Source organism: Amycolatopsis circi, assembly GCF_003385235.1.
GTDB lineage: Bacteria > Actinomycetota > Actinomycetes > Mycobacteriales > Pseudonocardiaceae > Amycolatopsis > Amycolatopsis circi.
In genome coordinates, this window is sequence record NZ_PQIA01000131.1 from 21,987 (window position 1) to 28,190 (window position 6,204).

5 protein-coding genes and 1 tRNA gene are annotated in these 6,204 nt (G+C 69.2%); 4 read left to right on the top strand and 2 right to left on the bottom strand.

Annotated features, from left to right (window positions below; translation table 11 throughout):
* Positions 1–64 precede the first annotated feature (64 nt).
* Together D0D37_RS37415 and aceE are read right to left on the bottom strand one after the other, a co-directional pair.
* A complete protein-coding gene (locus D0D37_RS37415) occupies positions 65–1,276 on the bottom strand; it encodes an alpha-hydroxy acid oxidase (RefSeq protein WP_116205312.1) in 1,212 nt (403 codons plus the stop codon).
* 200 nt (positions 1,277–1,476) lie between these two features.
* Entirely contained in the window at positions 1,477–4,272 is a 2,796-nt protein-coding gene (gene aceE / locus D0D37_RS37420; RefSeq protein WP_116205313.1) for a pyruvate dehydrogenase (acetyl-transferring), homodimeric type, read from the bottom strand.
* A 401-nt stretch (positions 4,273–4,673) separates the two neighbouring features.
* On the opposite strand from aceE, the gene D0D37_RS37425 reads away from it, so the two are divergent.
* The 4 genes from D0D37_RS37425 to D0D37_RS37440 form a co-directional block, all read left to right on the top strand.
* The gene (locus D0D37_RS37425) at positions 4,674–5,108 is read left to right on the top strand and encodes a DUF3052 domain-containing protein (RefSeq protein ID WP_067591158.1); all 435 of its coding nucleotides are present in this window, start codon (positions 4,674–4,676) and stop codon (positions 5,106–5,108) included.
* 55 nt (positions 5,109–5,163) lie between these two features.
* Positions 5,164–5,628 (top strand): peroxiredoxin, encoded by a 465-nt coding sequence (locus D0D37_RS37430; protein WP_020657595.1) that lies wholly within the window; start codon positions 5,164–5,166, stop codon positions 5,626–5,628.
* A 52-nt stretch (positions 5,629–5,680) separates the two neighbouring features.
* Positions 5,681–5,752: transfer RNA gene (locus tag D0D37_RS37435), tRNA-Val, on the top strand.
* 156 nt (positions 5,753–5,908) lie between these two features.
* On the top strand, positions 5,909–6,204 hold a 296-nt coding region (locus D0D37_RS37440; RefSeq protein WP_162834660.1), incomplete at its 3' end, for a hypothetical protein.

The following is a 6,204-nucleotide window of genomic DNA, read 5'->3' on the forward strand; positions in this document are numbered from 1 at the left end:
AAGTCCGTGAAGGACTCCTTGAGGGAACCAGATTCCCTCAAGGAGTCCTTCACGGACGTCGGGCTCAGCGGAGCGTCGCGTGGGTGGGGCGGAGGTCGTCGACCCGCCGGACCCCGAGCAGCTGCATCGTGCGGATCATCTCCGTGCGCAGGATGTCGACACAGCGCTGCACGCCGCGCTCGCCGCCCGCCATCAGGCCGTACAGGAACGCGCGGCCGATCAGCACCGTGTTCGCGCCGCGGGCGAGCGCGGCCACGATGTCGCCGCCGGACAGGATGCCGGTGTCGACCCAGACCTCGGCGCTGTCCTGGACCGCGTCCAGCGTCGCGGGCAGCAGCTCGATCGGCGTCGGCGCGCGGTCGAGCTGGCGGCCGCCGTGGTTGGACAGCAGCACCGCGTCCGCGCCGTGTTTCACCACGTCACGCGCGTCGTCGACGTTCTGCACGCCCTTGATCACGAGCTTGCCCGGCCAGGTCTGGCGCACCCAGTCGAGGTCGTCGAAGCTCAGCGTCGGGTCGAAGAGCTTGTCCAGCAGTTCCGCGACAGTGCCGCCGAACCGGTTGAGCGACGCGAAGCTCAGCGGCTCGGTGGTCAGCATGTTGAACCACCACGCCGGGTGCATCGCACCGTCCACGAACGTCTTCAGCGTGATCGCGGGCGGGATGGTGAGGCCGTTGCGGACGTCGCGCAGGCGCTGGCCCGCGACTGGCGTGTCGACAGTCAGCAGGAGCGTGTCGTATCCGCTCTCCCACGCGCGATTCATCAGATCTTCGCCCGCGCCGTGGTCGCGCCACACGTACAGCTGGAACCACTTGCGCGCGTCCGGGGCGGCCGCCGCGAGGTCCTCGATCGACGTGGTGCCCATCGTCGAGAGCGCCATCGGCATGTTGTTGCGCTGCGCCACCCTGGCCACCGCGCTCTCGCCCTCGGTCTGCATCATCCGGGTGAACCCGGTGGGCGCGAACGCGAACGGCAGCGCCGAGCGCTTGCCGAGAATCTCCCGGCTGGTGTCCACATCGGACACGCCGCGCAGCACGTTGGGCTGGAATTCCACCCGGCGGTAGGCCTGCCGAGCGCGGCGGAGGCTGTCCTCGAGTTCGGCAGCGCCGTCGGTGTAGTCGAACGCCGCGCGCGGGGTGCGCTTGCGCGCGAGCATCCGCAGATCGGCGATCGTGTGCGCGCCGGCCAGGCGCCGGTCGGTCAGGTTGAGCACGATCGGCTTCGGCCGCAGGATCTCTTTGAACTCGCTGGGCCGGGGCAGGCGACGCTGGGTCACGCTCGACCACCTTTCGTCAGACATCCGGATACATCCGATGTCTACCTTACTGTGTCGATCGTTACTCATCCGACCACAGCCACGGCCGAATGGCTGCCACGGCGGCCTGCCGCTGCGGGGTCGGCCTGCTTTTGGCCGGATGAGCAAAGCAGAGGCCCCTCCAGGACGCTGTCCTGGAGGGGCCCTGAGTCAAGCAACGGTCACGCGCTGCCGGAGTCGGACGTCTGCGGCCCGGCGGCCGCCACGTCGTCGAGCCGGTAGCGGCGCGCCGCCTCGGCGACCTTCGCCTGGTCGAACTCGCCGCGCTTGGCGAGCGCGGACAGCGCGCCGACGGTGATCGACTCGGCGTCCACCAGGAACTTGCGCCGCGCGGCCGGGCGGGTGTCGGAGAAGCCGAACCCGTCGGTGCCGAGCGTGAGCATGTCGGTGGGCACCCACGGGCGGATCATGTCCGGCACCGCGCGCATCCAGTCCGACACCGCCACGACCGGACCGTTGACCTCCGAGAGCTTCTGCGTGACGTACGGAATCCGCGGCGTCGCGTCCGGGTGCAGCAGGTTCTCGTGGTCGATCTCGACCGCTTCGCGGCGCAGCTCGCCCCACGACGTCGCCGACCACACCGCGGCCCGCACGCCCCACTCCTCGGCCAGCATCTTCTGCGCCTTGAGCGCGTCCGGCATCGTGACGCCGGAGACCAGCACCTGCACCTCCGGGCCGTCGCCCGCGGGGGCGTCGGAGTACCGGTAGAGGCCCTTGAGCACGCCGTCGACGTCCAGGTTCTCCGGCTCGGCCGGCTGCTGGTAGGGCTCGTTGTAGATGGTGATGTAGTAGAAGACGTTCTCGCCGTTGCCGTCGCGGCCGGTCTCGCCGTACATCCGGCGCAGGCCGTCCTTGACGATGTGCGCGATCTCGAACGAGTACGCCGGGTCGTACGCCACCACGGCCGGGTTCGTCGCCGCCAGCAGCAGCGAGTGCCCGTCCGCGTGCTGCAGGCCCTCGCCGGTCAGCGTGGTGCGGCCCGCGGTGGCGCCGAGCACGAAGCCGCGGGCCATCTGGTCCGCCGCCGCGTACAGGCCGTCGCCGGTGCGCTGGAACCCGAACATCGAGTAGAAGATGTAGATCGGGATCATCGGCTCGCCGTGCGTCGCGTACGACGTGCCGACGGCGGTGAACGACGCGGTGGAACCCGCCTCGTTGATGCCCTCGTGCAGCAGCTGGCCCTTCTCGGACTCCTTGTACGCCAGCATCAGGCTCGCGTCGACCGAGGTGTAGGTCTGGCCGTGCGGGTTGTAGATCTTGGCGGTCGGGAACATCGAGTCGAGGCCGAACGTGCGCGCCTCGTCCGGGATGATCGGGACGATCCGCTTGCCGATCTCCGAGTCCTTCGCCAGCTCGCGGATGAGCCGGACGATCGCCATCGTGGTGGCGACCTCCTGCTTGCCCGAGCCCTTGCGGACGCCCTCGTAGACCTTGTCGCCGGGCAGCACGAGCGCCTTGGCGGTCTTCGGGCGGCGCTCCGGCAGGAACCCGCCGAGCGCCTTGCGGCGGCCGCGCATGTACTCGATCTCCGGCGAGTCCGGGCCCGGGTGGAAGTACGGCGGCAGCTTCGGGTTCTTCTCGAGTTCCTCGTCGCTGATCGGGATCCGCTGCGCGTCCCGGAACAGCTTCAGGTCGTCGAGGGTGAGCTTCTTCATCTGGTGCGTGGCGTTGCGGCCCTCGAACGACGGGCCGAGGCCGTAGCCCTTGATGGTGTGGGCGAGGATCACCGTCGGCTGGCCGTGGTGCTCCATGGCCGCCTTGTACGCCGCGTACACCTTGCGGTAGTCGTGGCCGCCGCGCTTGAGGTTCCAGACGTCGGCGTCGGACAGGTCCTTGACCAGCTCCTTCGTCCGCGGGTCGCGGCCGAAGAAGTGCTCCCGGACGAAGGCGCCGTCGTTGGCCTTGTACGTCTGGTAGTCGCCGTCCGGCGTGACGTTCATCAGGTTGACCAGCGCGCCGTCGCGGTCGGCCGAGAGCAGCGAGTCCCATTCGCGGCCCCAGATGACCTTGATCACGTTCCAGCCCGCGCCGCGGAAGTAGGACTCCAGCTCCTGGATGATCTTGCCGTTGCCGCGCACCGGGCCGTCGAGCCGCTGCAGGTTGCAGTTGATCACGAAGGTCAGGTTGTCCAGGCCCTCGCCCGCGGCCACGTGGATCAGGCCGCGCGATTCGGCCTCGTCCATCTCGCCGTCGCCGAGGAACGCCCAGACGTGCTGGTCGGAGGTGTCCTTGATCCCGCGGTCGCGCAGGTAGCGGTTGAACCGCGCCTGGTAGATCGCGTTCATCGGGCCGAGGCCCATCGACACCGTCGGGTTCTCCCAGAACTCCGGCATCAGCCGCGGGTGCGGATACGACGGGAGGCCGCCGCCCTCGCCCGCGTGGCTGAATTCCTGGCGGAACCCGTCGAGCTGCTGCTCGGAAAGGCGGCCCTCGAGGTACGCGCGGGCGTACATGCCGGGGGAGGCGTGGCCCTGGAAGAAGACCTGGTCGCCGCCGCCGGAGTGGTCCTTGCCGCGGAAGAAGTGGTTGAAGCCGACCTCGTACAGCGCCGCCGACGAGGCGTAGGTGGAGATGTGGCCGCCGACGCCGACGCCCGGCCGCTGCGCCCGGTGCACCATGATCGCCGCGTTCCAGCGGATGTAGCGGCGGTAGCGGCGCTCCAGCTCCTCGTCGCCCGGGAACCAGGGTTCGTTCTCGGTGGGGATCGTGTTCACGTAGTCGGTCGACGTCAGCGCCGGGACGCCGACGTTGCGCTCCCGGGCGCGCTCGAGGATGCGCAGCATCAGGTACCTGGCCCGCTGCTGGCCGCCTCGGGCCAGCGCCTCGTCGAAGGAGTCCAGCCATTCGCTGGTCTCTTCCGGGTCGATGTCGGGAAGGTGCGCCGCGAGTCCGTCACGGATGACGCGTACGCGAGCCGGGGTCTCCTTGCCGGAGGCGCCGTCGTTCTGCGGGGCCAAGGGGTCTCCTTGTAGCTGGTTGTAGCCGTTGTAGCTGGTGGGCGGGAGTGCTCGCCGACGTCCATGGTCGTCCCGGTTGGGGTTCCCGTCACCTGTACTGCCCGGTAACATCGGCCGCCCGAGTGTCGCCACTCCCCGCGCACGGTGTATCGCGCGCGCGTTTTCTCTCCTCCACCCTAAAGGAGGCTCCCGGGGAGAGCTTCGCAGTGGTGGGGTACTGAGTGCCACCCGGAGTCGGGCGAGCGGGTGGCAAGCCCCTACGCTGCAGACACGACTTGCCAAAGATCCGGTGTGGACGGTTGCGCGCAGCGCCGCGTCAGTGTTCGCTGTTCGACAACCGTGTATCCGAGAGTGCGGCGGACCTACTGCCGCGCTCCGTCGTAGTTGGAGGAGTGGAAGCAGTGGTCGCCGCGGGAGACGCAGGCAGTGCCGGCGTCGCCGAAAGCCTTGGCATCAAGCCGGACATGGTGGTCCAGGAGATCGGCTGGGACGAGGACGTCGACGACGACGTTCGCGCGGCGATCGAGGAAACGATCGGCGGTGAGCTCCTCGACGAGGACGCCCAGGAGGTCATCGACGTCGTGCTGCTGTGGTGGCGCGACAACGACGGAGACCTCGGGGACGCGCTGGTAGACGCGCGCGGCCCGCTGGAGGAGGACGGCGTGATCTGGGTGCTGACCCCGAAGACCGGGCAGCCCGGGCACGTCGAGCCGAGCGACATCGCCGAGGCGGTGCCCCAGGTCGGACTCGCCCAGACGGCGAACATCAGCGTGGGCCCGGGCTGGCTGGGCACCCGGCTGGTGTCGCCGAAGTCCTCGAAGGCCAAGCAGCGCTGAGGCCGCGATAGGGTGGGCGGCACGCTCGTGTTCGCTCTGGAGAGGAATCGCCGGTATGGCCGTCGAGGTCGGTTCGCAGGCCCCTGACTTCACGCTCAACGACTACAACAAGCAGCCGGTCACGCTGTCGCAGTTCAAGGGCGACAAGCCGGTTCTGCTGGTGTTCTACCCGTTCGCCTTCAGCGGAATCTGCACCGGCGAGCTGTGCCAGCTGCGCGACGAGTTCGGCGACTACGACGGCAAGGGCGTCCAGGTCCTGGGCGTCTCGGTCGACACGCCGTTCTCGCTCAAGGCGTGGGCCGAGGTCGAGGGCTACCAGTTCCCGCTGCTGTCGGACTTCTGGCCGCACGGCGAGGTGGCGCAGAAGTACGGCGTCTTCAACGACCAGGCGGGGCTCGCCGTTCGCGGCACCTTCCTGATCGACACCGAAGGCGTGGTCCGCTTCGCCGAGGTCAACGCGCCCGGCGAGGCTCGCGACCAGGCTGGGTGGAAGAAGGCCGTCGAGGAACTGACTGCCTGATTTTCGTCTTTGTTTCGCTCGCCGGGGCGGGGGTTTCCCTGCTCCGGCGTGCGGGCGCATAGCTCAGCGGAAGAGCACTCGGTTTACACCCGAGCGGTCGCAGGTTCGAACCCTGCTGCGCCCACCGGTTGTCCGGACCATTGCCCTTCGCGACAGAACGCGATCGGGATTCGCGGCTGATCCGCCGAGACACGACCGTTCTCTCGGATGCGGCCGATTCCTCGCCCAGCCACCCGGTGTGCCCTAGAATTTCCCGGGGTCTCGGGGGCGGGGGGAGCGCATGAACAGGGCGCGGGCCGGACGTCGGATCGGCTGGACGCCGGGGGTGATCGCCCTGCTGGCCTGCCTCGGCGCGGGCAACGCGATCGTCGGCCGGAGCTTCTTCCGCGACGGAGCCGTCTCGTGGACACCTGTGTATGTCACGGTGCCGATCGCGATCGTCGCGGTGCTGGCGCTCCGAGCCGCCCGGCGGACGCTGTCCCGGCACTACGTCGAGCGCTCGATCCGACAGGGCCGGGCCGGGCTGTCGCCGTCGTTTCCGTGCCTGCTCGCCGCCTTGGCACTCGGCAGGACCGT

Coding starts and splice junctions, on each gene's coding strand:
- D0D37_RS37430 (WP_020657595.1), top strand. CDS start 5,164: ATGGCCGTCGAGGTCGGTTCGCAGGCCCCTGACTTCACGCTCAACGAC.